Below are 25,864 nucleotides of genomic sequence, written 5' to 3' on the forward strand. Positions count from 1 at the left end.
CCGACACCGCACGAACGGAGCCGGGCACCCCGTCCGTCAGGGGCGCTGGACCGCGAGGGCGTGGTGGAAGACGTCGCGGGGGTCCCAGCGTGCCTTCACCCGCTGGAGCCGCGAGTAGTTGTCCTTGTAGTACAGCGTGTGCCAGGGGACGCCCGAGGTGTTCCAGGCCGGGTCGGCCAGGTCGACGTCGGGGTAGTTGATGTACGTCCCGTCGCTGATCCCGCCGGGTACGGGGACGCCGCCGGTCTCCCTGAACACGTCGCGGTAGAAGTCCCGTACCCAGGCGAGCCCGGCCGCGTCGTCGGCCTCGTCGGCCCAGACGGTGTGGAAGTCGGCCTTGAGGACCGCGTCGCGCTGGGCGACCGCGGTCGCCGTCGGCCGGACGGTGTTGACCTGGCCCCCGTACCCGATCAGTTCCAGCGAACCGGCCGCGGTTCCGGTGGAGTTCGTCAGATGCCGGTGAACGGTGGCGAGTTGGGGGTCGGAGAACGAACGGCGCAGATAGGCGGCCTTGATCTTGTACCGGCGGGTGATCACATCGCCCGCTTCGCCCGCGCCCGGCCAGGTGTTCGGATGCAGCCACGGCATGGTCCGCCGGGCGTTGACGGTCGGCGCGGTTCCGGTTCCCGCGGTGACCGCGGAGACGAACCGGGTCACCAGGCCGTCTGCGTCCGGGGCGTCAGCGTCGATCTGGACGATCATGCGAAAGCTCCCCGCGCTGCGGTGCGCCGCCTGCATGATCGCGTACAGACCGGCCTGCGGGGTGCCGGCCTTACTGTTCTGTTCGTGCCAGACCGCGAAGTTGCGCAGCAGCCCGGTGAACGCCTTCTCGGTCATCCGCTCGTCCCACGCCCAGGCGACCACGCATTCCAGGAGCCGCGCGGGTGCGGCCGGCAGCAGCGTGGCGGGATCGGTGCCGGTGGCGCCCGGAGCGCGCAGCCAGTACCGGGTGACCACCCCGAAGTTGCCGCCACCGCCGCCGGTGTGCGCCCACCAGAGGTCGTGGTGCGGGTCGTCCGGGTCACGGGTGGCGACCACCGTACGTACGCTCCCGTCGCCGTCGACGACCACGACCTCCACCGCGTGAAGATGGTCCACCACCGAGCCGTACGTGCGGGAGAGCGGCCCGTACCCGCCGCCGCAGAAGTGTCCGCCCGCCCCGACCTCCGGGCAGCCGCCCGCGGGGATCGTCACTCCCCAGCCGGTGAACAGCGTCCGGTAGACCTCGCCCAGTGTCGCTCCGGGCCCGATCGCGAACGCGCCCCGGTCGCCGTCGTATCCGACGCTGTTCAGCCGCGACAGATCCAGCAGCAGACGCACGGCCCGGTCGGCGGTGAACCCTTCGAAACAGTGCCCGCCACTGCGCACCGCGAGCCTGCGGCCGGACCGTACGGCCTCCGACACCGCGTGCACCACGTCGTCCGCCGATGCGGCGACCCGGATCTCGTCCGGCCGCCCGACGAAACGCCAGTTGTTCCCGCGCAGCAGACTGTCGTACCGGGAATCCGCAGGCCGGACCGACACCGGTACGGCGGCCGGGGTGGCGGGGGCGGCAGGAGTGGCCGGGGCTGTCCGCCCGGCCGCGGCGGCGGGGCCCGCGGTCCCGCCGGTGGCCGTGACAGCACCGCCGACGGCCAGGGCTCCCGCGGCGGTGAACAACCCGCGACGGTTCACTTTCGCACGGTCCCACGCGTCCATCTGTGACTCCTGAGTCGGCGCAGCTCTGGTTCCGGACCGCTCCGGATGTTCCGGGCGTTCCGGATGGTAGGCGTACGGGGCCGGTTCGCCGGGCTCATCCTCCGGAATATGGCCCGGATTCCACCGTTTCCGAGCCGTCCGGGCGCCGGGTCGGGCTGCGGCGCCCGTCGGACGGGCCGTCAGCTGAGGCCCTCGCGCAGCCGTGCCGTGGCGACGTGGATCCTGAAGACGCACGGGACCTGTCCGTCCGGTGCCGTCATCTCCCGTACCTCGGCGAAGAAGGCCGTACGCAAGCGCTCCACGGTGGCCCGGTCGAGGGGGCCGAGGTCGTAGAGGCCGGACACGGAGGCCCATACCTGCTCCGCGGGGCCGCTCAGATCGATGGGAACGCTCTCCCACTCCGCCGCCGCGAAGCCTACCGCTCCAAGGATCTCGTCGAACCCCTCACGCCTGCGCGTCCTGCGGTCGCCCAGCGACGGAACGCGCTGCGATGCGGGCAACTCCCCGATGGTGGAACGGAGCAGCCCGATGAAGCGCTCGTAAGCCTCGCCACCGAGGGCGCCGTGTCCCAGTACACACGCGAGCACCCCGCCGGGAGACAGCACACGGGCCACCTCGGCCGCCACGCGGTCGATCTCGCCCATCAGCATGAGCGCCATGTGCGAGACGCAGGCGTCGAAGCTTCCGTCGGCGAAGGGCAGCTCCTGGGCGCGGCCCTCCGCCAGCCTCGCCCCGGACAGCGCCGGCCGGCGCCGTGCCAGCGCCAGGGAATCCGGAGACAGGTCCACCCCGGCCAGCTCTCTGCCGTCGGTGCGGGCCAGGAGCTCCAGCAGCAGACCGTCGCCGCAACCGAGGTCCAGCACCCGCCTGTTTCCGGCCACTTGGTCGCACAGGATCTCGTAGCTGGACCGGCCGTCGGGGGCCCGGCCGCCGCCGAACGCCTCCGCGGTCACGGCCGGATGCCCGGCGTGGAAGGCCAGCAGGAATGCCTCCTGCGATGCGGTGGAGGATGCGGTAGCGGTCATCCGGTCAACCTACGGTGCGGGGGTGCTCAGTGGCGCACGACCCCGTCGGCTACCGTCCGGCGAACAGCTCGCGCAGGTGTTTGCCGTTGACCGTCGCGACGATGCCCAGGAGCACCAGCCCGCAGAGGCCCTGGTCCGTCTTCATCCACAGGGGGAACGTGCCGGGCAGCGCGATGATCAGTGCGATGACCGGCACCATGACCCCGGAGAGGATCCGGAGCCTGCGGTACGCGCCGCGGGAGCCGCGTGCCGCGCGTACGGCGCAGAGATAGGTGACCGATGCGCTGAGGACGACGAAGGCGCCGCGGATCCAGACGGCGTCGTTCACCGCGGAGGTGTTGTCGTGCAGCAGGGCGATGACCGCCAGGGTGGCGATACTGATCGCGAGGTAGCCCGCGGCCAGCAGTTTCGTACTGCGGAAGGCGGCGAGGCTGCGGGGGTCGTTCAGGCGCTCCTGGGAGAGCGCGGCCGGGTGCGGGCTCCGGGCGTTCATGGCGGTCCTCTCTGCTGTTGTCCACCGGCGGTGTCGTTCATCTGCTGTCGTCCGCGGCGCTGTTGCCGGTCATGGCGCTGTTCCATGGTCTGGCCCGGGCTGCCGTCCTCTCGTCGGCCGCGGGGACGAACCGGTACCCGGGCGGCGTCAGGGTTCTGGACCCGCCGTCCCGTACGGGCCCGCCCCGACGGCCGGGCTACCGCGATCCGCCCGTTCTGTTCCGGCGGGCAGGCTCTAGGGTGCTGGAATGCCGTCGTACAGCATTGGCCAGGCAGCGGGACTGCTCGGTGTGAGCCCTGAGACCGTCCGCCGCTGGGCCGACGGGGGGCAGATCGCCATGGACCGGGACGGTTCGGGCAACCGCGTCATCGACGGGGTGAGCCTCGCGGCCTTCGCCAAGGGGCGGGCCGAGGGCCTGCATCCGGTGCCGGGGGAGGTCTACACCTCCGTACGGAACTCGTTCGCCGGGATCGTCACCCGGGTCACCGTCGACGATGTGGTCGCCCAGGTCGAGATCCAGTCGGGGCCGCACCGGCTGGTCTCCCTGGTGAGCCGGGAGGCCGTCGACGAACTGGGGATCGTGGTCGGCGTCACCGCGACGGCCCGCGTGAAGTCGACCAATGTCCATATCGACCGGCAGTAGGCCGGCGGACCGGGGGCGTGGCAGGCGTCAGCGGCACTTCAGCGCGGCGTGCAGATCGAGTTTGTCGTCCAGGTTGGAGAGCCCGCGGCCGGTCAGGGCCTCCACGCGCTGGATGCGGTAGTGCACCGTATTGACGTGCAGATGCAGGGCCTCCGCGGTGCGGGTCCAGGAGCAGTTGTGGTCGAGGAAGGACTCCAGCGTCTCCAGGAGCACACGGTGCGAACTGCTGGAGCTGTCGGCCAGGGGGCCCAGGGCGTTGGCGCTGAAGGCCGTGCGTACGTCCGTGGGGATACCGGCCAGCAGCGCGTCCAGTGAGGTGAGGTCGTCGACCGCGGTGACCCGGTCGGCCCCCGCCGATGTGGTGGCCGCCGCGGCCAGCGCGTAACGGGCCTGCCCGAGAGCCGAGTTGAGGCCGCCGGGCCCCGGGGTGCTGTCGCTGATGCCCGCGTGCAGCGGGGTGTCGGGGGAGCAGGCGTGCAGCAGCGACCACGCCTGGTCGACAGCGGGCCGCCCGGAGTCCTCGTCCCGGCCCGTGTGCAGTACGGCCACCGCCGTGCCGCCGGGCCGCAGCCCCACCGCGAACGGGCCGGCCGCCGCATGGCTCAGCGCCTCGGTCAGTGCGGCCCGCGCCGCGGCCCCCTCGTTCTGCTGTGCGCTGTGGGCGCCCAGCGCTGCCACGATCACGCGGTAGTGGCCGCGCGCCGGGAGGCCGCAGGCGGTCAGCGCGGAGTCCAGGGCCGTCGCGTCGGAGACCGGGGAGTCGACCAGCGCCAGCAGTTCGTCCGCGGCCCGCAGCCGCGCCGCCCGGTCGCGGTCGAGGGCGTGGCGGTACTGGGCCATCACATCGGCGATCTCGTGGAGCACCCGCGGCGGTGCCTCCGCCGGGTCGGGCAGATAGAGGTACCAGGTGTCGTAGGGCCCCGAGTCCGCCTCGATCCGCAGCGCGACCCGGGTGGTGTCCCGCGCGGTGTCCCTGAGCAGCGCGGCGGCGCGCTGCACGGGCAGCTCGGGTGCGGACGGCGTACGGCCGATGGTGCGGCCGCCGGCCGCCAGCAGATAGCAGGGCAGCCGGCCGAGGTGCGCGAAGGCGCGGTCCAGCAGCTCGGTGGGGCCCGCGCCGTCCGCGAGGAGCCGGGCCAGCTCCGTACGGACGTTCTCGGGCAGTGCGTAGTGGTGCGCGGGGCGGCGGCTGAGGTCGCCCCACTGGCGCAGATAGACCGCCTCCGTGATGGCGCGGAAGCTGGTCTGCGCGGGCACGGAGAGCAGCGGCACACCGTGTTCGCGGCAGGAGTCGACCAGGGCGCCGGGGACGGCGCCGTGGGTCTCCTCGCCCGCGAGGAGCGCCGTCGCCCCGGCCGAGCGGAGCGCCGAGACGAAGTGGTCGGTCTTGGCCGGGCCGGCCTCGGGGCTCCACCAGACCAGCCCGCTCAGCACGATCTCGCCCTGCTGGAGGAAGCGGGCCGGGTCCTCCAGGTCGGTGGCGGTGACACCGCTGATTTCCCGGGTGAGGAGCGGACGCTCCCCCCAGAGCAGGGCCAGATCGAGCGATTCGAGCTGGAGAAGTTGTTCGACGTGCATGCTCTGGCTCCTTGTACGGCGCCCGACCTGAAGATCCGGCTTCTCACATTCACTAGGCGAGTGCGAGTGGAACCATCGTAAATGCCAGGGGGCGATGGCGGAATGCCCTTTGGTTGATCGTCCAACCATCGGGCCTGGCGGCTGGTTGATTTCCGTGGCTGGAACCAGTCGTGCCGGGCCGGGGCGCGTTGCTTCACTGGCGGAGCACATGCCGGCCGTGCGGGCGCCGGACGGGGGTCGGCGGCCGCCGGGCCGGCAGCACCCGCACCGACGACGGCGCGGAGCCAGCGGAAACCAGCGGAGCGAGCGCAGACCAGCGGAGCAAGCGGAGCAAGCGGAGCAAGGGAAACCAGCGGAAGTAAGCGGAGCCAGCGGAACCCCGGGCGGCGGAATCCCCGGCCGGTGGAGCCCCGAGCAGCGGAAACCCCGAGCGGCACGAGCCGGGAGCGCGCAGCGCCCGGAGAAGGAACAAGGGGGAGCGGTATGGATCTCAATACGGTGGCCGAGGTGTGCGATCCGCGCACCGGGCCGGTCTGGCGCCCCGGCGACTACTGGCTGGGCGGCGGCACCTACCTCTTCTCCGAGCCCCAGCCCCAGCTGCGGCGGCTGATCGACCTCAGCCGGATGGGCTGGGAGCCGCTGACGGAGCTGCCCGACGGCGCACTGGAGATCGCGGCGACCTGCACGGTCGCGCAGCTCTCCCGGTTCGGCAAGGCATGGCGGGTCCCGGCTGCGCCCCTCGTCGAACAGTGCTGCCGCGCGTTCCTCGCCTCGTTCAAGATCTGGAACATGGCGACCATCGGCGGGAACCTCTGCAACGGCCTGCCGGCCGGCCCGATGATCTCGCTCACCGCCGCGCTCGACGGCGTCTGCCTGCTCCGGGCGCAGGACGGATCGCTGCGCCGGCTCCCGGTCACGGACTTCATCCTCGGGGCCGGCGTCAAGAACCTTGGCCAGGGTGAGCTGCTGCGCTCGGTCACCCTGCCCGCCCGCGCGCTCGCCTGTCGTACGGCATTCCGCCAGGCGTCCCTCTACGGGCTCGGCCGCTCGGGCGCCCTGGTCATCGGCACGCTCGACCCGCTGGACGGCTCGATGGCGATCACGGTGACGGCCGCGACCGTACGGCCCTTCCGGTTCTGGTTCCCGCTGCCGCCGTCGGCGGCCGAACTGCGCGCCGCGATCCTGCGGGAGGTCGAGGACGACGACTGGTTCGACGACATCCACGGACTCCCCGAGTGGCGCCGCCACATGGCGCTGCGGCTCGCCGAAGAGATCCGTTCCGAACTCACCGATGGCGGTGCCCGATGAGCTACGAGATCGAAGTGAACCAGCGGAAGCTCGACACGGAGCCCCGCCCGGGGCAGTGTCTGCGCACCTATCTGCGGGACCGCGGCTGGTTCGGTGTGAAGAAGGGGTGCGACGCGGGGGACTGCGGAGCCTGCACGGTGCATGTGGACGGTGAGCCCGTGCACAGCTGTCTCTACCCCGCCGTACGGGCCGACGGCCGTTCGGTCACCACGGTGGAGGGTCTGGCGGCGCAGGACGGCGAACTCCACCCCGTACAGCAGAAGTTCCTCGACGCCCAGGGCTTCCAGTGCGGCTTCTGCACCGCAGGGTTCCTGATGACCACCGCGGCGCTCGACGACGACCAGCTGACCGACCTGCCCAGGTCCCTCAAGGGAAACCTGTGCCGCTGCACGGGCTACCGGGCGATCGAGGACTCCATCCGCGGGGTCAAGCACGCCGAGGAGCCCGGCGCGGGCCAGGCCGTCGGCCGCAGCCTGCCCGCCCCGGCCGGGCCGCAGGTGGTCACCGGCACCGCGCGCTACACCTTCGACATCAATGTGCCGGGCCTGCTGCACATGAAGCTGCTGCGCTCCCCGCACGCGCACGCCCGGATCGTCTCCATCGACACCGCGGCCGCGCTGCGGGTGCCCGGCGTGCACCTGGTCCTGACCCACTACGACGCACCGGAACGGCTCTACTCGACGGCGCGCCACGAACACCCGGAGGAGGACCCGGACGACACCCGGCTGCTCGACGACACGGTGCGCTACGTCGGCCAGCGCGTCGCCGCGGTCGTCGCCGACAGCGAGGGGGCGGCCGAGGAGGGCTGCCGCCGGATCGAGGTCACGTACGACGTACTGCCCGCCGTGCTCGACCCCGAGGAGGCGATGCTCCCGGGCGCTCCCGTCGTCCACGCCAAGGACGGGAAGCAGGCCAGGATCAGCCGCCCGCAGGACAACGTGGTCGGTGAGACGCACGGGGAGATCGGCGACGTCGAGGCCGGTTTCGCCGAGGCCGATGTGGTCTACGAGCAGGACTTCCAGACCCAGCGGGTGCAGCACGCCAGCCTGGAGACGCACGGCGCGGTCGCCTGGTTCGAGGACATGGACGAGGGCCTGGGCGGCGAGGTGGGCTCCGCCGTCGGGGTCGACCGCGTGAGCAGGGCCGGCGAGACGGACGGGACGGAAGAGGCGCAGAAGCCGGCAGAGGCAGAAAAGCCGGCAGGGCCGGGGGGAGATGCGCCGGAGGGAGAAGCGCCGGGCAACGTCCGCCGCACCGACGGGATTCCCGCTCCGCCCGAGGGGCAACGGCTGCTTGTACGGACGAGCAGCCAGACCCCGTTCCTGACCCGGCGCGCCCTCTGCGTTCTCTTCGAACTGCCCCTGGAGAAGGTGCGCGTGGTCGCGGGCCGGGTCGGCGGCGGGTTCGGCGGCAAGCAGGAGATGATCGTCGAGGACATCGTCGCGCTCGCCGCGATGCGGACGGGCCGCCCGGTCAAGCTGGAGTACACCCGGGCCGAGCAGTTCTACGGCGCCACCACCCGCCACCCGTTCCGTATCCGTATCAAGGCGGGCGCCCGCCGGGACGGCACGCTCACCGCGCTCCAGCTGCGGGTGGTCTCCAACACCGGCGCGTACGGGAACCACGGCCCCGCGGTGATGTTCCACGCCTGCGGCGAGTCCCTGTCGGTGTACCGCTGCCCCAACAAGAAGGCGGACGGCTACTCGGTCTACACCCATACCGTCCCGGCGGGCGCGTTCCGCGGGTACGGGCTCGGGCAGGTCGTCTTCGGCATGGAGTCCGTGCTCGACGAGCTGGCCAGGCAGCTGGACATGGACCCGATGGAGCTGAAGGCCCGCAACATCATCAAGGCGGGCGAGCCCATGCTCACCGCCGACGGTGAGGAGGAGGACCTGCACATCGCGAGCTACGGGCTCGACCAGTGCCTCGGGATCGTCCGCGACGCCCAGCAGGAGGAGAGCGAGAAGGCGGAGCGGAACCCGGCGGCCGCGTCCCTGGACGTGCCCGAAGGCTGGCTCGTCGGCGAGGGCTCGGCCCTGTCGATGATCGCCACCGGGCCGCCCGGCGGCCACGTCGCCGACGCCCGTATCTCGCTGCTGGAGGACGGCACCTTCGACCTCGCCGTCGGTACGGCCGAGTTCGGCAACGGCACCACCACCGTGCACCGCCAGGTCGCGGCGGGCGAACTCGGCACCACCGTCGGCCGGATCACCGTCCGGCAGTCGGACACGGACGTGGTACGCCACGACACGGGCGCCTTCGGCTCGACCGGCACCGTGGTGGCGGGCAAGGCGACGCTGCGGGCGGCGGCGGCCCTCGCGGCATCGCTGCTGAGCTTCGCCGCCGCCCATCTCGGTGTGCCGCCCGACGACTGCCGACTGGTCGAGGAGGCCGTCGAGTGCGGCGACCGCAGACTGTTGCTCAAGGAGGTGTACGCCGCCGCGCGGACGGCGGGCCGGGAACTCGCCGAGGACGGGTACTTCGGCGGCACCCCACGCTCGGTGGCCTTCAACGCGCAGTGGTTCCGTATCGCCGTCGACCCGGGCAGCGGCGAGATCCGCATCCTGCGCAGTGTGCACGCGGCGGACGCGGGCAAGGTGATGAACCCGATGCAGTGCCGCGGCCAGGTCGAGGGGGGAGTGGCGCAGGCGCTGGGGGCGACGCTCTTCGAGAACGTACGGGTCGGTGACCGCGGCCAGGTGACCACGCCGGCCTTCCGTATGTACCGGCTGCCCGCCTACGCCGATGTGCCCCGTACCGAGGTGCACTTCATGGAGACCGAGGACACGATCGGGCCGCTGGGGGCGAAGTCCATGAGCGAGTCCCCGTTCAACCCGGTGGCCCCGGCCCTGGCGAACGCGCTGCGGGACGCCACCGGTATCCGCTTCACCGAACTCCCCGTCACCCGCGACCGCGTATGGCGCGCCATGGACCGGCGGGCGAGGGGCGTGGATGCGTAGCACCGCGGGCACCGCAGGCACCGCGGGCACCGCAGGCAGCGCAGGTCCGCCGGGAATCTCGCGTATGCCGCCTTCGGCAGTTCTTTTCACTCCTATCAGCGAGCATGATGGGCCGAATCGACCCGCATGTGTGGTTCAGGCGCTGATCCGGTGGGCATCATGGGCTCCAGGCAACGGCGGACGCCGAGTGGCCCGCCTGGAGGGGGAACCCTGTGAGTGGAGTCAGCGCACCGTCCCGTACCGTCCGTGCGGTCTCTCCGGCGCCCAGAAGCCTCGTGCTCAAGGGCGAGTTGATCCGGCCCGTCGCGCTGACGGTCGCGGATCTGCGGGCCAGGTGGCGGCAGCGCCGTGCGGAGGTGGTCTTCGACTGCGCGAAGAACGGGCCGCAGCACCACACCTTCGAAGGGCCGCTGCTGCGCGATGTCCTCAGCGACGCGCGGCCGGCCTTCGACCCGGCGCGGCGCAAGGACCGCTCCCGCTATCTGCTGGCCGTCACCGGCGGGGACGGGCACCGCACGGTGCTGTCCTGGGCGGAGATCGACGCGGACTTCGCGGACTCGCCGATCCTGCTGGCCACCGCTCTGGACGGGCGCGGTCTGGACATGGCGGGCAGTCAGCTGGTGGTCCCGTCCGACCGCTGCGGGGCGCGCTACATCAGCGCGATCACAAGCGTCTGGGTCGGCACCTGCGCCTTCGCCGGGGCCTAGGGGCTTTCCCGCACGGCTGGGCCGCCGGGTCCGCCGCCGTCGCGGCGGCGGACCGGTCCGCCGTCAGACGGTGGCGAGGGAGACCTCGGTGGACTTGATGAGTGCGACGACGGACACGCCGGGCGCGAGACCCAGCTCGGTGGCCGACTCCTTGGTGATGGCCGCCGTCAGCTCCGCTCCCTCGACGGAGACCTTGACGCTCGCCATGGCTCCGCCCGTCGTGACGTCGGTGACCGTGCCCGGAAGCCGGTTGCGGATGCTCAGCCCGGCGACCGCGCCGGTCGCCAGGGAGATCTCGGTGGACTTGATCAGGGCCCGTACGGCGACGCCTTCGGTGATGCCTAGCTCCCGCGCGGCCTCCAGGGTGATCGCGGCGGTGACCTCCTGGCCGCCGCCGAGGTGGACCTTGACGGTCGCCATGACCGCTCCGTCGGTGACGCCGGTGACGGTGCCGGGGAGCTGGTTGCGGATGCTCAGAGACATGGAGGAACCTCGCACACGGAGTGGGATGTCGGGTTTGCGATATTACGTCCCAAGTCCCGCGTGCGCGCCCGCTGTCACCGGACGGTGCTTCGGGTCTTCCTCCAAGGGGAGCGGCATCTGCCATATAGCTTCGACTGATGAATTGCAAATGCGAGCCAACTGGGCATATCTTTCCGCATATGCAGTCCTACACGATCGGTCAGGCGGCTCGTCTGCTCGGCGTCAGCCCCGACACCGCTCGCCGTTGGGCGGACGCCGGCAGGGTCGCGACCCACCGCGACGAAGCCGGCCGCCGGCTCATCGACGGACGTGATCTGGCCGCCTTCTCGATCGAGATCGGACAGAGCGCGGCAGGCGAGGACGACGCGTCCTACACCTCGGCGCGCAACGCTTTCCCCGGCATCGTCACCGCCGTGAAACTCGGCGATGTGGCGGCCCAGGTGGAAATCCAGGCAGGCCCGCACCGGCTGGTCTCCCTCCTCACCAGGGAGGCCGTCGAAGAGCTCGGCCTGGAGGTCGGCATGCAGGCCACCGCCCGCGTCAAGTCGACCAGCGTGCACATCGACCGGACCTGAGCCCCGTGCCGGCCCAGAGCCCGTCGGGTGCCCGCTCCCGCAAGCAGCTCCCCAACCCAGCGGCGTCGCCCTTCCCCGCACCCTCGGACCAACCCGAGCCGGGAGGCCCCCATTCGGCGTGGCTCGTCCCCATCCGCTCGGGCAGCAACAGTGCCGCCCGTCCCTCAAGGAGTTCCACCCTCATGTCTCGTATCCTCACCCGCCGCCGTACCGCCACCGCGATCGTGACCGCAGCCCTGCTGCTGCCGCTGGCCGCCTGTGGCGGCAAGGACGACAGCAAGAAGGACACCGGCGCCCAGGCTTCGGCATCGGGCACGCCGAAGGCCGATCTGACGGTCCTCGCGGCCTCCTCGCTGACCGATGTGTTCGGCGCCGCGAAGAAGGTGTACGAGAAGGAGCACCCGGGCACGAAGATCACCTACTCGTTCGCCGGGTCCCAGGAGCTGGCCACCCAGGTGAAGCAGGGCTCCCCGGCCGACGCGCTGGTCACGGCGGACACCAAGACCATGGACGGTCTGAAGTCCGACGTCGGCACGCCGGAGATCATCGCCAAGAACCGCCTCGTCATCGTCACCGGCAAGGGCAACCCGGACAAGGTCCACACCCTGAAGGACCTCGCCAACAGCAAGCTGAAGGTCGTCCTCGCGGCGCCCCAGGTGCCCGTCGGCAACTACAGCAAGCAGGTGCTCGACGCCCAGAAGATCAAGGTGAAGCCGGTCTCGCAGGAGGTCAACGTCCGCGCCGTCCTGTCCAAGGTCGAGCTGGGCGAGGCCGACGCGGGCATCGTCTACAAGACGGACGCGGCCACCGCGCCCGGCAAGGTCCAGGCGGTCGACATCCCCGACGCGCAGAACGCCGTCGCCTCCTACCCGGCGGCGACCGTCAAGGGCTCGAAGCACGCGGTTGCGGCCGCCGCGTTCGTGAAGTGGCTGGACAGCCCCGAGGCGCAGAAGATCCTTCAGGGCGCGGGCTTCCAGAAGCCGTAACGCGGCCCAACCTCCCGTGTTAAGCGAGACGTTCGCCGTAACACGGGCCAACTTCCCCGTACGGGGCTGTCCTTGCCATGCTGACGGTGGACAGCCCCGTACGGTTTCGCCTTGTACGGCTCCGCGGCCACGGCTCCGGCACCCCGGCCGCCGGCATGCCGATCACAGGAACCCCGATCACAGGAACCCCGATGAGAAGCATCCGCATACGCGCCCGTACGCCGCGCACCGGCGCCCCCTTCGCCCTCGCGCTGCCCGCGCTGATCGCGATCGCGTTCCTGCTGATGCCGCTGATCGGCATCCTGGCCCGCACCTCGTGGGGCGAGCTGGGGACCCATCTGACCAGTCCGGACACGACCCAGGCGCTGCGGCTCTCGCTGCTGGTCTCCTTCTGGGCGCTGGGCCTCTCACTCCTCCTGGGGGTGCCGCTGGCCTGGCTGCTGGCGCGGGTCGACTTCCCCGGCAAGACGCTCGTACGCTCCCTCGTGCTGCTGCCGATGGTCCTGCCGCCCACCGTCGGGGGTGTGGCGCTGCTGCTCGGGTTCGGGCGGCGGGGGCTGCTCGGGCCCTGGCTGGAGAACACCTTCGGCATCGTCCTGCCCTTCCACACCTCGGGGGCGGTCGTCGCGGCGACCTTCGTGGCGATGCCGTTCCTGGTCATCAGCCTGGAGGGCACCCTCGCCGGGCTGCGCCCCCGCTACGAGGAGACAGCGGCCTCGCTCGGGGCCTCGCCGGTCCGGGTGTTCTGCACCGTCACGCTGCCCATGGTCGCGCCGGGTCTCGCCGCGGGTGCCGCGCTGACCTGGGCGCGTGCGCTCGGTGAGTTCGGGGCGACCATCACCTTCGCCGGGAATCTGCCCGGCACCACCCAGACGCTGCCGCTCCAGGTCTATCTCCTGCTCCAGGACTCACCCGAGGCGGCGACGTCCGTCTCGCTCCTGCTCCTCGTCATCGCGATGGCGGTCCTGGTGGCCCTGCGCGGGCGCTGGACCGGCGGGACGGCCGAGCGCACCGCGAAACCCGCGCCACCGGCCGACGACACCGACCAGCCGGGCCCCGGCTTCGGTCCCGCCGACTCCCCGGCCGACGGCGCACCCGACGCGGACGGGACCGGCCGCGCGCCCAAGTCCCCGGCCCCGCAGGAGCGCTGGCCGCTGCACGCGGTGGTCACCGGTTTCAACGAGCTGACCCTCGAAGCGGAGCCCGGCACCACCATCGCGGTCGTCGGCCCCAACGGCGCGGGCAAGACCACCCTGCTGCGCGCCCTCCTCGGCCTGACCCCGCGCGCCCACGCCGACCTGCGCCTGGGCGACACCGACGTCAGCCCGCTGCCGCCGCACCGCCGCGGGGTGGCCTGGGTCCCGCAGGACGGGGCGCTCTTCCCGCACCTCAGCGCGCTCACCAACACCGCCTACGGGCTGCGCTCGCGCCGGGTGCCGCGCGCCGAGGCACGCCGGGAGGCGGCCCAGTGGCTGGAGCGGCTCGGCGTCGGTCACCTCGCCGCCCGCAAGCCCTCCCAGCTCTCCGGCGGCCAGGCCCAGCGCGTCGCCCTCGCCAGGGCGCTGGCCGCCCGCCCCCGGCTGCTGCTTCTCGACGAGCCGCTCGCCGCCCTCGACCAGACCACCCGGGCCCATGTACGGCACACCCTGCGCTCGCATCTCAGCGGTTTCGCCGGTGTCTGTCTGATCGTCACCCACGACCCGGTGGAGGCGGTCTCGCTGGCCGACCGGGTCCTCGTACTGGACGACGGCCGTACGCTCCAGGACGCCCCGCCCGCCGAGGTCACCCTGCACCCGCGGTCGCCGTGGGTGGCCCGGATGCTCGGCCGCAACGCCTGGACCGGCACCGCGTCGGGCGACGGCCTCACCCTCACCGGCGGTGGCCGGCTCGTCGTCGCCGACCGGCTCGACGAGGGCGCGAAGGCGCTGGCGATCATCGCGCCCGAAGCCGTGTCCGTGCACCGGGACCGGCCGTCGGGCAGCCCGCGCAACGTCTGGCCCGGCACCGTACGCGAGATCACCTCGGCCGGCAGCAGGCTCCGCGTCCTCATCACCTCGGCCGAAGCGCCCGACCTGGTCGCGGAGATCACCCCGCAGGCCGCGCTCGAACTCGGCCTCGCGGACGGCGTACCGGTGTGGACCAGCGTCAAGGCCACCGAGATCACCTTGGTCGAGGTCTAGCGCCACCCAACAGCCCCACCCAGCAGCCCCACCCCGACCGCAGAGACCCCGGCCCCGCGGCCGGGGTCTCTGCGTTGCCCGCCCCGCCCGTTGCCCGCCCCGGCGCCCGGCGCCCGGCGTTTGACATAGGAGTCGCTATCCGAATAGCGTTGCCTATATGAAAGCCGCTGCGGCTCCACACCTCTCTCGGAGTGAAGAAATGACGTCTTCGTCGAAAGTCATCCGCTATGTGCTCGGCGGTCTGCTGATCGGCGGGTTCTGGTACCTCAACCGGGGCAGGCCGGTATGGGAGGAGGCGCTGCGTACCATCGCCGTCTTCGCCGTGGTGATGTTCCTGCTCAGGTCCCGGCTCAAGCGCAGGGGCGTCGAGGTGCACCTGGTGCCCCTGGTTGCCTCGAAGGCCGTCCTGGTCGTGATCGCGGCCGTGGTCGAGGATCAGCTGATGGATACGGTCGGCAACGCCTCGCTCGTCGTCGCGGCCGGCCTCGGGCTCGCGGTCATGCTGCTCGGCCCGCTGGGGGACCGGCACTACTTCACTCGCCTTGCGCCGTCCGCGCCCGCGAGGTCCACGCCGGGACAATTGACGTAATTCTTGCTATTTCGATAGAGTTCGCTATATGAGAGACGAAGACGAGCGTCCGAGACGCCTGACCCGGGCGGAGACCAAGGCGCGTACCAGGGCCCTGCTGCTGGAGGCCGCCGCGCAGGTGTTCGCCCGCAAGGGCTTCGCGGGAGCGTCGGTCGACGACATCGCGGAGAGCGCGGGCTTCTCCACCGGGGCGCTGTACTCGAACTTCGCCAGTAAGGACGAGTTGTTCGTCGAGCTGCTCTCGAAGCGAAGCGGCAGCCGTCTCGCCGAGGCCGCCGAGATCGTGTCCGACCGGAGCGGCAGTGTCGAGGACGAGCAGGCACTGCTGTCCCGTCTGCTGGTCGACGTCGCGGGCGAGGACATGGATCTGGCCCCGCTCCAGGCGGAGTTCTGGCTGTACGCGATCCGCCGCCCCGAGTTCCAGGAGCGCATGGCCGCGCAGTTCCGCGCCAACCGGGACGCGTTGAGCACGGTCCTGGCCGACCGGGCCAAGGAGCGCGGCCAGTCCGGCGATGTCCCGTTCGACGGCGTCGCCACGGTCGTGATGGCTCTGTTCCAAGGACTTGTCCAGCTCCGCCGGATGGATCCGGAGCTGGTCCCCGAGAATCTCTACGGCGACGCCGTGCACTGGCTGTTCAGCGGTCTCAGCGCAGCACACCGGGCGAAGGACTGACCCGGGGCCCTGGTGTGAGCGAGCGGCTCGCGGGCGGTCACGGCGCACGCCCCGGGCGGTCGACGCCCGCCGACACCAGGAGGCGCACACAGTGCAGCACCTACCCCCAGCGACCGCCCGCACCTGCGGCCGGTCCGGCCCGCGGCTCCGGCTGACCGCCGTACTCGCGGCCGTCGCGCTGGCCGCCATCGGATGCACCTCGTCCGGCACCCCGCACCACACCTCGTCCGGCGCCCCGAAGGGGACATCGACGGCCCCGGCCACGGACGGCGGCATCCGGCCCCTGACGGACCCCGGGTCGAAGGACAAGGGGGTCTACTTCTCCGACCCCTATCCCATCCACCGGGCCGCGCCCTACCGCGGCGGCAGCCAGTACTTCTCCGGGACCACCAAGGCACTGCTCGACTGCCCGACCGGGACCACCGCGCACTGCACGGCCGGCAAGAAGGTCAGGGTGACGCCGGGGCCCGCCCTGGTGCGGGCCGCGAAGCGGTACGGGTCACGGACGACGGCCGTCATCAACACCAACATCTACCAACGGGACTCCGGCGCCTGGGAGATGGCGGCGACCATGTACGTGAAGAACCCCGCCCATCCGCAGGCCGCCCCGTGGACCGTGGTGGTGCACGCACACGCCAGGCACCCGTCGCCCTCCGCCGTCCCGACGACCTGGGTCGCCGACTCCCTGCTGGCCGGGTCCTTCGCACATCCGCAGAAGGCCAACTACGACGGGAAGTACATCGAGGACGGCAGCAAGCTCTACCTCGTCTACAGCAAGCTGCTCACCGCATCGCCGCAGCACGACGGGATCGTGGCACAGGAGATGACCTCTCCCTCCCGCCCGGCGAAAACCGGCCCCGTGCTGCTGCTCGGGCCCGAGGAGGCGCAGGGCGGCTACAACTCGGAGTACTTCTTCGGCCTGGACCAGCCCAAGAAGTTCAAGCTCATCGAGACGGGCAACATCACCGAGGTCGACGGAAAGTACGTGATGGCCTACTCGACCGGCGCGTACAACGAGCCCGACTACAAGGCGGGGCTGGCCTGGTCCGACACCCTCATACCCCCGCACGGCTCCTCGTACCGCAGGATCACCGCCAAGGACACCGCCGGGGTGTGGGGGAAGCCGGGAGGCACCGAGGTGGACTACCTCCTGCAGACCCAGGAGAAGACGTGGCCGCACGATGTGGCCGACCAGGTCCTCGCGCCCGGGGTGCCGTCCGTCGTCGACAACAAGGGCAAGTGGTACCTGTACTTCGCCGGATACCTCCCGACGGACGCCCCGCACCTGTCCGGCGGACACTACGACGCGAGCCACCGGCGCCCGTACGTCATGCCGCTGAAGGTGGACATCCCCGGCGGCACCAGCGTACGGAAGGCGACCGAGGCGGAACTCGCCCGCTGGGTGACCAGGGCGCCCTGAGCGGGGCGGTGACCGGGCTCACCAGGCCGGGAGCCCGGTCCGGAGTGCACCGCCGGTTAGCATCCCCTGTGACTGAGATACGCCCGCCCAAGGAGGCGCCGATACGTCGGCGCATACTCGCCGACCTCACCCCGCTGCGCACATCCCCCGACTTCCGGCGGCTCTGGTTCGGCAACACCGTCTCCTGGGTCGGGCAGGGCATGACCGCCCTGGCGATCTCGCTCCAGGTCTACGACCTCACCCGGTCCAGCTTCTCCGTCGGCCTCGTCGGGCTGTTCTCGCTGGTGCCGCTCGTCGCCTTCGGCCTCTACGGAGGGGCCATCGCCGACACGCTCGACCGCCGCAAACTCGGCCTCTACAGCGCCCTCGGGTCGGCGGTCCTCTCGGTCGCACTCTCGTCGGCCGCGTTCGCAGGCTTCCACCATGTCTGGTTCCTGTACGGCATCGTGGCCCTCCAGTCCGTCTGCGCCGCGCTCAACGCCCCGGCCAGATCCGCGATGATCCCCCGGCTGCTGCCGGGCGAACAGCTGCCGGCGGCCAACGCCCTGTCCTCGATGACCAGCACCTTCGGCACGCTGATCGGACCGATGCTCGGCGGTCTCATCGTCGGCTTCTGGGGCTACCAGGCCGCGTATCTGATCGACGCCATCTCCTTCCTGGCCGCCCTGTACGCGATGTGGCGGCTGCCGTCGATGCTCCCCGACCGGGCCGCAGGATCGAAGAGCCGCGCCTCGGTGCTGGACGGGCTGCGCTTCCTGGCCACCCGCCCCAACCTCCGGATGACGTTCTTCTCGGACTTCTGCGCCATGATCCTGGCCCAGCCGCGGGCACTGTTCCCCGCGGTCGCCGTCCTCTGGTACGGGGGCGACGCCCGCACCACCGGGCTGCTGGTCGCGGCCCCCGCGGTGGGCGCGCTGCTCGGCGGGGTCTTCTCCGGCTGGCTGGGCGGCATCCACCGGCACGGCCTCGCGATCGTGCTCGCGGTCGCCGGGTGGGGGCTCGCCATCGCGGTGTTCGGCCTGACCAGGAATCTCTGGCTCGGGCTGCTCTTCCTCGCGCTCGCCGGTGCGGCCGACACCGTGTCCATGGTCTTCCGCAACACGATGATGCAGGTCGCGGCGCCGGACGAGATGCGGGGGAGGCTCCAGGGCGTCTTCATCGTGGTCGTGGCGGGCGGCCCGCGCCTGGGCGACTTCCTCGCGGGCTCGGCCGGCGATCTGGCCACCCCGACCGCGGCCGTGGTCGGCGGCGGCCTCGCCTGCGTCCTCGCGGTCACCACCCTCGGCCTGACCCGGCGCGGCTTCCTCCGCTACGACGCCAGGTCACCGGTGCCGTAAGCCGCACAGAGGTGCCGTTACGACGCCTCCCACACCTACGACGCCTCCCACACCAGGGTGTTCCCCTCCGCGCCCTCCGGTGTCCCGTCGTGCGTGACGGTCAGGCGTACGGGATCCTCCCGCGCGTCGACCACCACCGCCACCTGTGAGACATCGGGCAGCCGGTGCGCGCGGGCCAGCGCCCGGCGCAGGGCGGCCAGCAGCTCCGCACGGGCCCGGTCCGTGACCCGCGAGTCCACCGGGCCGAGGAAGTGCACCGACGGCGCGAACCCCAGCAGCACCCGTGCGCCGTCCGTCTCCCGCAGCACCTGGCCGCGCAGCGTCGACGGCGCGTCGGCGGGCGGCTGCTGGAGCGCGAAGATCGCCGTCCTGACGTCCTGGATGGTCGAGTCCAGCTCATCGACCGCCCGGCCGATCAGCTCACCCAGCTCCGTGCCGGCCGCCCGCCGCCGGGTCGACTCCAGCATCATCTCGGTCGCGAACAGCCGCTGGACGACGAGGTCGTGCAGATCGCGGGCGATCCGGTCGCGGTCCTCGAACACCGCGAGCCGCTCGCGGTTCTGCCGGGTATCGGCCAGCACGAGCGCGAGCGCGGCCTGCGAGGCGAACTGCAGGGCGAGCGTCCGGTCCGCCGCGTTGTAGGGGCGGCCGCTGCGCCGCCTGGGCAGCGCGAGCGTGCCGATCAGCTTGCCGCCGCTCTGCAGCGGCAGCATCATGCTCGGCCCGAAGCGGGCCCGTACATGTGTGGTCATCCGGGGATCGGTCGACGAGTCCTCGATGTACACCGGGTCCCCGTTGAGCAGCTGGACGAGGACGGGGGAGCCCGGCGCGATCGTGGCGCCGATCAGGTCGCCCGGGTCCTCGAAGGTGGAGGCGGCGACGATCTCCATCCCGCCGCTCGCGGTCGGCAGGAGCACCACACCGGCGACCGCGTCGGCGAGGCTCCTGGCCTGTTCGGCGACCGTGGTCAGCGCGTCGGTGGCGCTCTCGCCGGTGAGCAGCGCGTTGGTGACGGCCGCGGCCCCCTTGATCCACCGCTCGCGGAGCCTGGCCGTCTCGTACAGCCGGGCGTTGCCGATCGCGATGCCCGCCTGGGCGGCGAGCACCCGCAGCATCGCCTCGTCGTCCCGGTCGAAGTCCCCCTGGCATTTGTCGGCCAGATGCAGGGTCCCGAAGACCTGCTGGTGGACCCGGACGGGGAGCCGCAGCAGGCCGGGGGTGTCGTCGGCGAGGCCGATCAGCGCGTCGCCGTCGGTGCCGGTCGTGAACAGGTCGCTGAGGCGGTCCCGCTCCGGGTCGACCACGCCGAGCGCCCCGCTCCCGGCGCCCGTCAGCCGGGCCGCCGAGTCCACGATGTGCTGGAGCGTGCCGCGCAGTTCGAGGTCCGTACCGACGCTCAGCACCGCTTCGAGCAGCACCGGCAGCCGTGTGTCACCGGTCATCGTGGTCCCCCGGGTCCGGTCCGGTCGTCCGCGGGCCCCGGCGGCACAGCCGGAGCCCGTGAGCGGTCCGTCAGCTGCTCAGCGGCGCCAGCGTCATGGGCTCGATCCTGCCCTCCAGCATCGCGCCGAGCCCGAGGACCGAGCAGACGTCGGGCCGCTCGGCGATGTGCACCGGCATCCGCGTCGCGTTGCGCACCATCTGTTCGAGGCCGGGGAGCAGGGCGCTCCCGCCGACCATCATGATGCCGCGGTCCGAGAGGTCGGCGACCAGATCCGGCGGGCAGCCGCGCAGCACCCGGCCGATGCCGTCGAGTACGGCGGTCAGCGGGGTGTGGACGGCCTCGCGTACGGCTGCGGTGTCGACCCGGACCGAACGGGCGAGCCCGGTGGCCACGTCCCGGCCGTGGATCTCGGTGAACTCCGGCCCGTCCAGGGTCAGCCCGTTCCCGCTGAGCGCCACCTGCAGCGGCCGTACGGACTGGCTCGGCAGCAGCAGCTCGTGGTGCTGGCGCAGATGCTGGACGATGGCCCGGTCGATGGCCTCACCGCCGACCGGGATCCGCTCGGCGGTGACGATCGAGCCGAGCGAGAGAACGGCGATCTGCGTGGTCGCCGCGCCGCAGACCATGATCATGGTGGCGGTCGGCTGCTCGACGGGCAGCCCGCAGCCGACGGCGGCGGCGATGAGGGTGTCGACCAGCTCGACCTTCCGGGCGCCGAGCCCCACCAGGGTCTCGACCGTGGCGCGCTGCGCCAGCGGGTCCGACTCGTGCGGGGTGCACGCGGCGGCGCGCAGCATCGGGGTGCGCCGCAGTCTGCGCCGCAGCTTGTCACCGAGGAGCTGCCCCAGCATGCGCCGGGCCAGGTCGATGTCGACGACGGTGCCGCCCGTGACGGGGCGTGCCACCCGGATGTAGCCGGGGGTACGGCCGGTCATCTGCTCGGCGAAGGAGCCGACGGCGATGAGCGCGCCCGTCCGGCTGTTCACCGCGACGACGCTGGGTTCGTCCACGACGAGCCCCATGCCCTTGACGAACACCCGGGTCCGCGCGGCCCCCAGGTCGACGGCTACCTGGCAACGGCGCAACTGCTCAAGACTGACGGTCACGGCACGATCTCCCGAGAAACGCTGAGGTGGAGCACCGGCGGTGGCCGGTCCTCATCGCATCGTGCGACGGCCGCAACCGGAGCGCGCGCTGGGCTGAGCCGCCCGGGTGGTGCCCTGATCCGAACGGGAGGCCGACGCCGGAAAGCGAGCCCCCAGCGACCGGAAAGAGCGACCGGAAAGAGCGACCGGACAGCGAGCCCCTAGCGAGGTGTGTCGGCGGGCCGTACCTCCTGGAGCAAACCCCAGGTGAACTCGGCGACGGCCGGGCGCCCGCCGGGCAGGGTGAGGGCCAGCCGCCACCGGGTCGGCGCGGTGCCCTCCATCGGCCGTACGGGGGCGAAGGCGCGGGCCACCTCGTCCACCGTGCAGGACCAGGGCCGCAGGTCGTCCGCCGTGTGCAGGGGCGGCGCGGCGACGCCGGGGGCGCGGACCAGCCACTCGTTCCACACCGCGCCGCCGGGCGCGGTCAGCACCTCGAACCGCAGGCCGGGCCAGAGCGGTACGGGCCACTGCAGGGCGTCGCACTCCAGATCGCCGATCTTCCTGCGGGCGGTGGCCGACGGCTCGCCGAGCACCGAGCGGTAGCGCCGCACGGCGCCGCGGGACCGGGGCGAGCGGACCATCGCCTGCCAGCGCCGGTTCGCCTCGCGTATCTCCGCGAGGCCGACGCCCAGCTCCCGGCGGGCGTCATCGACGAGCACCGGCTGATGGTCGGCCATCCGGCGCAGCAGCACCAGCTGGAAGTCGAGCGGCCCGAACGGGGGCGTGGAAGGCGGCATACACTCATCCTGCCGGTACGCCGCACGACCCCGGCCCGGCGGGTGCGGGCGAGCCCTACCCCTCCGTACGCCCCAGCATCCGCTTCAGCAGGTCCCGCAGCACCGTCCGCTCACCGGCCGACAGCTCGCCCAGCGGCTCCCGGGCGAAATCCATCGTGGCGCGCAGCTCACGGGAGGTCAGCCGGCCCGCGTCGGTGGCGGCGGCGATCTTGACCCGGCGGTCGGCGGGGTCGGGGCGGCGCTCGGCGAGGCCGCGCGCTTCGAGCCGGTCGACGATCCCGGTGACGTTCGACGGCTCGCACTTCAGATGACCGGCCAGCCGGCGCATGGGCATGGGCTCGATGGACAGCAGACCCAGGACACGCGCCTGGGCGCCGGTGAGGGAGTGCGCGGCCGCCGCCTCGTCGTACTCCTCGTGGTACCGGGCGACGACCTCACCGATCAGCTCGACGACTTCCAGGGTGAGCGGGTCTGTACGAGTGGCCATGCCCACCATGGTACGCACATGCTTGACAATCTAAAATATTCAGGCGCATGGTTGTTTAAGGCAGTAGATATTTCACGCCATGAAGCTTTCACTCATGGAGCTTTGCTCAGGAGGTTGTACCCGATGTCCGCACTCCCCACGACCGGCCGCGAATGGCATCTCACCGCCCGTCCGGACGGCTGGCCCACCCCGGCGGACTTCGCCCTGCGTGAGGTTCCGGTGTCCGGGCCCGCCGACGGCCGGATCCTGGTCCGCAACCTCTTCTTCTCGGTCGACCCGTACATGCGCGGCCGGATGAATGACGTGAAGTCCTACACGCCGCCCTTCCAGCTCGACAAGCCGATGGACGGCGGCGCGGTCGGCGAGGTCATCGCGTCGAACGCCGAGGGCTTCGCGGTGGGCGACCACGTCCTGCACGGGCTCGGCTGGCGTGAGTACGCGCACGTGCCGGCCAAGCACGCCACCAAGGTCGACCCCTCGGCCGCGCCCCTCTCCGCCTACCTCGGCGTGCTCGGGATGACGGGTCTCACCGCCTACGCCGGTCTCTTCGATGTCGCCTCCTTCAAGGAGGGCGACACGGTCTTCGTCTCCGGTGCAGCGGGTGCCGTCGGCAGCCAGGTCGGCCAGATGGCCAGGATCAAGGGCGCCGCGCGCGTCATCGGCTCGGCGGGCTCCGACGAGAAGGTCAGGCACCTCGTCGACGACCTCGGCTTCGACGCCGCGTTCAACTACAAGAACGGCCCGGTGACGAAGCAGCTGCGCGAGGCCGCCCCCGACGGCATCGACGTGTACTTCGACAATGTCGGCGGCGAGCATCTCGAAGCGGCCATCACCTCGTTCAACGTGCACGGCCGCGCCACGATCTGCGGGATGATCTCGCAGTACAACAGCACCGAGGCCACCCCGGCCCCGCGCAACCTCGCACTGGTCATCGGCAAGCGGCTGCGGCTGCAGGGCATGCTGGTCGGCGATCACGCCGCGCTCCAGCCGCAGTTCGTCGAGGACGTCGCCGGCTGGATCGCTTCGGGTGAGCTCACGTACCAGGAAACGGTCGTCGAAGGTGTCGAGCAGGGCGTCGAGGCGTTTCTCGGTCTGCTGCGCGGTGAGAACACCGGGAAGATGATCGTCGCCGTCAACCAGTAGTCTCGTCCCCAGGCCGCCGCGGTCGTGGGCGCGAGACGCGGCGTACACAACAGAAGGAACTCGCATGGCAATCCAGAAGATCGATGTCGCGTACACCGCTGTCGCCACCGCGGAGAACGGCCGTGACGGCCGGGTCGCCTCGAACGACGGCAAGCTCGACGTCGTCGTCAACCCGCCGAAGGAGATGGGCGGGAGCGGCGCGGGCACCAACCCGGAGCAGCTTTTCGCCGCCGGTTACAGCGCGTGCTTCCAGGGTGCGCTGGGTGTCGTCGCCCGCCAGGAGAAGGCCGACATCTCGGGCTCGACCGTGACCGCGGCCGTCTCCATCGGCAAGACCGAGCAGGGCGGCTTCGGCCTGGAGGTCACCATCACGGCCTCCATCCCGAACGTCGACGCGGCCACCGCGCAGGCGCTGATCGAGAAGGCCCACCAGGTGTGCCCGTACTCGAACGCCACCCGCGGCAACATCAAGGTCGACCTCGCCGTCGCCTGATCATGACGCGCTGATCCCGGCTCGGGCCGGGACGGGAGGGCCGCACCCGCTCCGGCGGGGGCGGCCCTTGTCCGTACGCGGGCGGTCGTATCGCGTTCGTCAGCGAGCCGGCACGGCCGATCCGGGACGGCGCGGCCGAACTCTCCACCCGGCTCGGCCACCGGGGGCGGCCCGTGCTCGGCGACAGCCCCCGGCGGGCTCCCCGATAGGCTGCGGCGCATGGGTGATCTCGGGGCGGGTTTCGGTTATCTGGTGAAGGGCCAGCGCTGGGTCGGCCGGCGGGGCAGGCAGTACGGATTCGGGCTGCTGCCGGGGCTGATCACGCTCGTCCTGTACGTGGCGGCGCTGGTGGCGCTCGTGTTCTGGGCGGATGACGCCGTCGCGTGGGCGACACCGTTCGCCGACACCTGGAGTACCCCCTGGCCGGGCCTGCTGCGGGGCTTTCTGACCGTACTGCTCTGGGCGCTGGCCCTGCTGCTCGCCGTCGTCTCGTTCACCGCGATGACCCTGCTGATCGGCCAGCCCTTCTACGAGGCGCTCTCGGAGCGGGTCGACGCGTCGGAGGGCGGTCAAGTCCCGGAAAGCGGGCTCTCGTTCTGGCGGGAGCTGTGGATCTCCGCGCGGGACAGCCTCCGCGTCCTGGTGCGGGTGGCGCTCTACGGGCTTCTGCTCTTCGCCGCCGGATTCCTGCCGGTCGTCGGCCAGACCGTCGTCCCCGCGATCGGCTTCTGCGTCTCCGGCTTCTTCCTCGCCGAGGAGCTGACGGCGGTGGCGCTGCAGCGGCGCGGTATGGAGTTCCGGGAGCGGCTGGCCCTGCTGAAGAGCCGCCGCCTGCTGACCCTGGGCTTCGGGGTCCCGCTGACGCTCTGCTTCCTGGTGCCGCTGGTCGCGGTCTTCCTCATGCCGGGCGCGGTGGCGGGGGCGACGCTGATGGCGCGTGACCTGAGGGGCGAGACGGCGGACCCTGACACGGCGCCAGGCCCTGACGCGGCGCCAGGCCCTGACGCGGCGCCTGAGCCGGACACGGCGCCGGGCCCTGACACCGCGCCGGACGCCGCATCCGCACCGACAGCCGCCGCACCCCCGGCACCTGCACCCCCGGCCGCCGGGCCCGCGCCCTCCCGTACCACGTAACGACAGCCCCGCCCGCCCCGCGCCTCACTCCGCCGCGCCACCGCCGAGCAGCGTCGTGAAGGCGCGGAAAGCGGTGGGCATGTCCACCGATTCGGGGTCGAGCAGCCACTGGTACTGCAGACCGTCCATCACCGCCACCAGGAGCGGCGCCACCTCATCCGGCGTCAGCCCGCTCGGCAGCCGGTCCCCGAACTTGCCGCGCAGGGTGGCCGCCATGGACCCCCGCACCTGCACATAGCGGCGGGTGAAGAACTCCCGCGCCGGATGCCCGTCCGTGACGCTCTCGCCGAGCAGCGCCGCGAAGGTCTGCACGATCCCCGGCCGCATCGCGTTGTACTCCACGAGCGAGCCGAGCAGTTCGAGCGGCCACGCCTCGCCGGAACGCGCCGACGCACCCGGATCCCAGCGGTCGCGCGCTTCCAGCACGGCGACGAGCAGCGCGTCCTTGCTCGGGAAGTAGTGCAGCAGCCCCTGCTGGGTGAGGCCCACCCGCTCGGCGACCGCCCCGAGCGTCGTCCCCCGGTAGCCGCGCTCCGCGATGACCTCAAGGGCCGCACGGAGGATCTCCGCCCGCCGCCCCTCGCCTCTGGCGCTCCCCATCCACCGGCTCCTTTCCCCGTACG

The 25,864-nt window shown here is 71.8% G+C and carries 24 protein-coding genes; 14 read left to right on the forward strand and 10 right to left on the reverse strand.

The features are described from left to right. Positions 1-36: 36 nt before the first annotated feature. The 3 genes from OG510_RS26825 to OG510_RS26835 form a co-directional block, all read right to left on the reverse strand. Entirely contained in the window at positions 37-1,698 is a 1,662-nt protein-coding gene (locus OG510_RS26825) for an FAD-binding protein (RefSeq protein WP_406140157.1), read from the reverse strand. Positions 1,699-1,877: 179 nt separating this feature from the next. Next, positions 1,878-2,723, reverse strand: a complete 846-nt coding sequence (locus tag OG510_RS26830; RefSeq protein WP_406140158.1) for a class I SAM-dependent methyltransferase — start codon at positions 2,721-2,723, stop codon at positions 1,878-1,880. A gap of 49 nt (positions 2,724-2,772) precedes the next feature. After that, on the reverse strand, positions 2,773-3,216 hold the full coding sequence (locus OG510_RS26835; protein WP_406140159.1) for a hypothetical protein: 444 nt from the start codon (positions 3,214-3,216) through the stop codon (positions 2,773-2,775). A 247-nt stretch (positions 3,217-3,463) separates the two neighbouring features. On the opposite strand from OG510_RS26835, the gene OG510_RS26840 reads away from it, so the two are divergent. Then, positions 3,464-3,859, forward strand: coding sequence for a molybdopterin-binding protein (locus OG510_RS26840; protein ID WP_406140161.1), 396 nt, complete (start codon positions 3,464-3,466; stop codon positions 3,857-3,859). Between the two features lie 27 nt (positions 3,860-3,886). On the opposite strand, the gene OG510_RS26845 is transcribed toward OG510_RS26840, so the two are convergent. Then, positions 3,887-5,437, reverse strand: coding sequence for a PucR family transcriptional regulator (locus tag OG510_RS26845; protein WP_406140162.1), 1,551 nt, complete (start codon positions 5,435-5,437; stop codon positions 3,887-3,889). 483 nt (positions 5,438-5,920) lie between these two features. On the opposite strand from OG510_RS26845, the gene OG510_RS26850 reads away from it, so the two are divergent. From OG510_RS26850 to OG510_RS26860, 3 genes are all read left to right on the forward strand, one after another. Beyond that, the gene (locus OG510_RS26850) at positions 5,921-6,745 is read left to right on the forward strand and encodes an FAD binding domain-containing protein (protein ID WP_406140164.1); all 825 of its coding nucleotides are present in this window, start codon (positions 5,921-5,923) and stop codon (positions 6,743-6,745) included. After that, complete coding sequence (locus OG510_RS26855; protein WP_406140166.1) at positions 6,742-9,705, forward strand: molybdopterin-dependent oxidoreductase; 2,964 nt, start codon at positions 6,742-6,744, stop codon at positions 9,703-9,705. Before OG510_RS26850 ends, OG510_RS26855 begins: the two co-directional genes overlap by 4 nt. A 212-nt stretch (positions 9,706-9,917) precedes the next feature. Then, positions 9,918-10,412: a molybdopterin-dependent oxidoreductase gene (locus tag OG510_RS26860; RefSeq protein ID WP_406140167.1), complete on the forward strand. Its 495-nt coding sequence runs from the start codon at positions 9,918-9,920 to the stop codon at positions 10,410-10,412. Between the two features lie 63 nt (positions 10,413-10,475). On the opposite strand, the gene OG510_RS26865 is transcribed toward OG510_RS26860, so the two are convergent. Continuing rightward, positions 10,476-10,895: a molybdopterin-binding protein gene (locus OG510_RS26865; RefSeq protein WP_406140169.1), complete on the reverse strand. Its 420-nt coding sequence runs from the start codon at positions 10,893-10,895 to the stop codon at positions 10,476-10,478. 179 nt (positions 10,896-11,074) lie between these two features. Between OG510_RS26865 and OG510_RS26870 the strand changes: the two genes are divergently transcribed. The 7 genes from OG510_RS26870 to OG510_RS26900 all read left to right on the forward strand — a co-directional run bounded on the left by OG510_RS26870 (position 11,075) and on the right by OG510_RS26900 (position 18,655). Then, positions 11,075-11,470: a molybdopterin-binding protein gene (locus OG510_RS26870; protein ID WP_164267157.1), complete on the forward strand. Its 396-nt coding sequence runs from the start codon at positions 11,075-11,077 to the stop codon at positions 11,468-11,470. Positions 11,471-11,652: 182 nt separating this feature from the next. Next, positions 11,653-12,456, forward strand: a complete 804-nt coding sequence (modA, locus tag OG510_RS26875) for a molybdate ABC transporter substrate-binding protein (protein ID WP_406140171.1) — start codon at positions 11,653-11,655, stop codon at positions 12,454-12,456. 191 nt (positions 12,457-12,647) lie between these two features. Then, on the forward strand, positions 12,648-14,636 hold the full coding sequence (locus OG510_RS26880) for an ABC transporter permease (RefSeq protein WP_406140173.1): 1,989 nt from the start codon (positions 12,648-12,650) through the stop codon (positions 14,634-14,636). 199 nt (positions 14,637-14,835) lie between these two features. Next, positions 14,836-15,225: a hypothetical protein gene (locus tag OG510_RS26885; RefSeq protein WP_406140174.1), complete on the forward strand. Its 390-nt coding sequence runs from the start codon at positions 14,836-14,838 to the stop codon at positions 15,223-15,225. Positions 15,226-15,253: 28 nt separating this feature from the next. Next, positions 15,254-15,898: a TetR/AcrR family transcriptional regulator gene (locus OG510_RS26890; RefSeq protein WP_406140176.1), complete on the forward strand. Its 645-nt coding sequence runs from the start codon at positions 15,254-15,256 to the stop codon at positions 15,896-15,898. 91 nt (positions 15,899-15,989) lie between these two features. Further along, positions 15,990-17,318 (forward strand): hypothetical protein, encoded by a 1,329-nt coding sequence (locus tag OG510_RS26895; RefSeq protein ID WP_406140177.1) that lies wholly within the window; start codon positions 15,990-15,992, stop codon positions 17,316-17,318. Positions 17,319-17,386: 68 nt separating this feature from the next. Next, positions 17,387-18,655, forward strand: coding sequence for an MFS transporter (locus OG510_RS26900; protein ID WP_406140178.1), 1,269 nt, complete (start codon positions 17,387-17,389; stop codon positions 18,653-18,655). Between the two features lie 35 nt (positions 18,656-18,690). Here OG510_RS26900 and OG510_RS26905 read toward each other — a convergent pair whose 3' ends face one another. The 4 genes from OG510_RS26905 to OG510_RS26920 all read right to left on the reverse strand — a co-directional run bounded on the left by OG510_RS26905 (position 18,691) and on the right by OG510_RS26920 (position 22,471). Beyond that, positions 18,691-20,097, reverse strand: coding sequence for a GAF domain-containing protein (locus OG510_RS26905; RefSeq protein ID WP_406140180.1), 1,407 nt, complete (start codon positions 20,095-20,097; stop codon positions 18,691-18,693). A 70-nt stretch (positions 20,098-20,167) separates the two neighbouring features. Next, on the reverse strand, positions 20,168-21,205 hold the full coding sequence (locus OG510_RS26910) for a rod shape-determining protein (protein WP_406140181.1): 1,038 nt from the start codon (positions 21,203-21,205) through the stop codon (positions 20,168-20,170). A 200-nt stretch (positions 21,206-21,405) separates the two neighbouring features. Further along, entirely contained in the window at positions 21,406-21,984 is a 579-nt protein-coding gene (locus tag OG510_RS26915; RefSeq protein WP_406140183.1) for a hypothetical protein, read from the reverse strand. Positions 21,985-22,039: 55 nt separating this feature from the next. Next, entirely contained in the window at positions 22,040-22,471 is a 432-nt protein-coding gene (locus OG510_RS26920) for a MarR family winged helix-turn-helix transcriptional regulator (RefSeq protein ID WP_406140184.1), read from the reverse strand. Between the two features lie 123 nt (positions 22,472-22,594). On the opposite strand from OG510_RS26920, the gene OG510_RS26925 reads away from it, so the two are divergent. The 3 genes from OG510_RS26925 to OG510_RS26935 all read left to right on the forward strand — a co-directional run bounded on the left by OG510_RS26925 (position 22,595) and on the right by OG510_RS26935 (position 25,241). Beyond that, positions 22,595-23,614: an NADP-dependent oxidoreductase gene (locus OG510_RS26925; protein WP_406140185.1), complete on the forward strand. Its 1,020-nt coding sequence runs from the start codon at positions 22,595-22,597 to the stop codon at positions 23,612-23,614. 64 nt (positions 23,615-23,678) lie between these two features. After that, entirely contained in the window at positions 23,679-24,107 is a 429-nt protein-coding gene (locus OG510_RS26930; RefSeq protein WP_406140186.1) for an organic hydroperoxide resistance protein, read from the forward strand. A 219-nt stretch (positions 24,108-24,326) separates the two neighbouring features. Then, positions 24,327-25,241 (forward strand): EI24 domain-containing protein, encoded by a 915-nt coding sequence (locus OG510_RS26935; protein ID WP_406140187.1) that lies wholly within the window; start codon positions 24,327-24,329, stop codon positions 25,239-25,241. Positions 25,242-25,265: 24 nt separating this feature from the next. Here OG510_RS26935 and OG510_RS26940 read toward each other — a convergent pair whose 3' ends face one another. Then, positions 25,266-25,841, reverse strand: coding sequence for a TetR/AcrR family transcriptional regulator (locus tag OG510_RS26940; protein WP_406140188.1), 576 nt, complete (start codon positions 25,839-25,841; stop codon positions 25,266-25,268). Between the last annotated feature and the right edge of the window lie 23 nt (positions 25,842-25,864).

Origin of the sequence: Streptomyces sp. NBC_01089 (assembly GCF_045162975.1) — a bacterium.
In the GTDB taxonomy this organism is placed as follows: Bacteria; Actinomycetota; Actinomycetes; order Streptomycetales; family Streptomycetaceae; genus Streptomyces.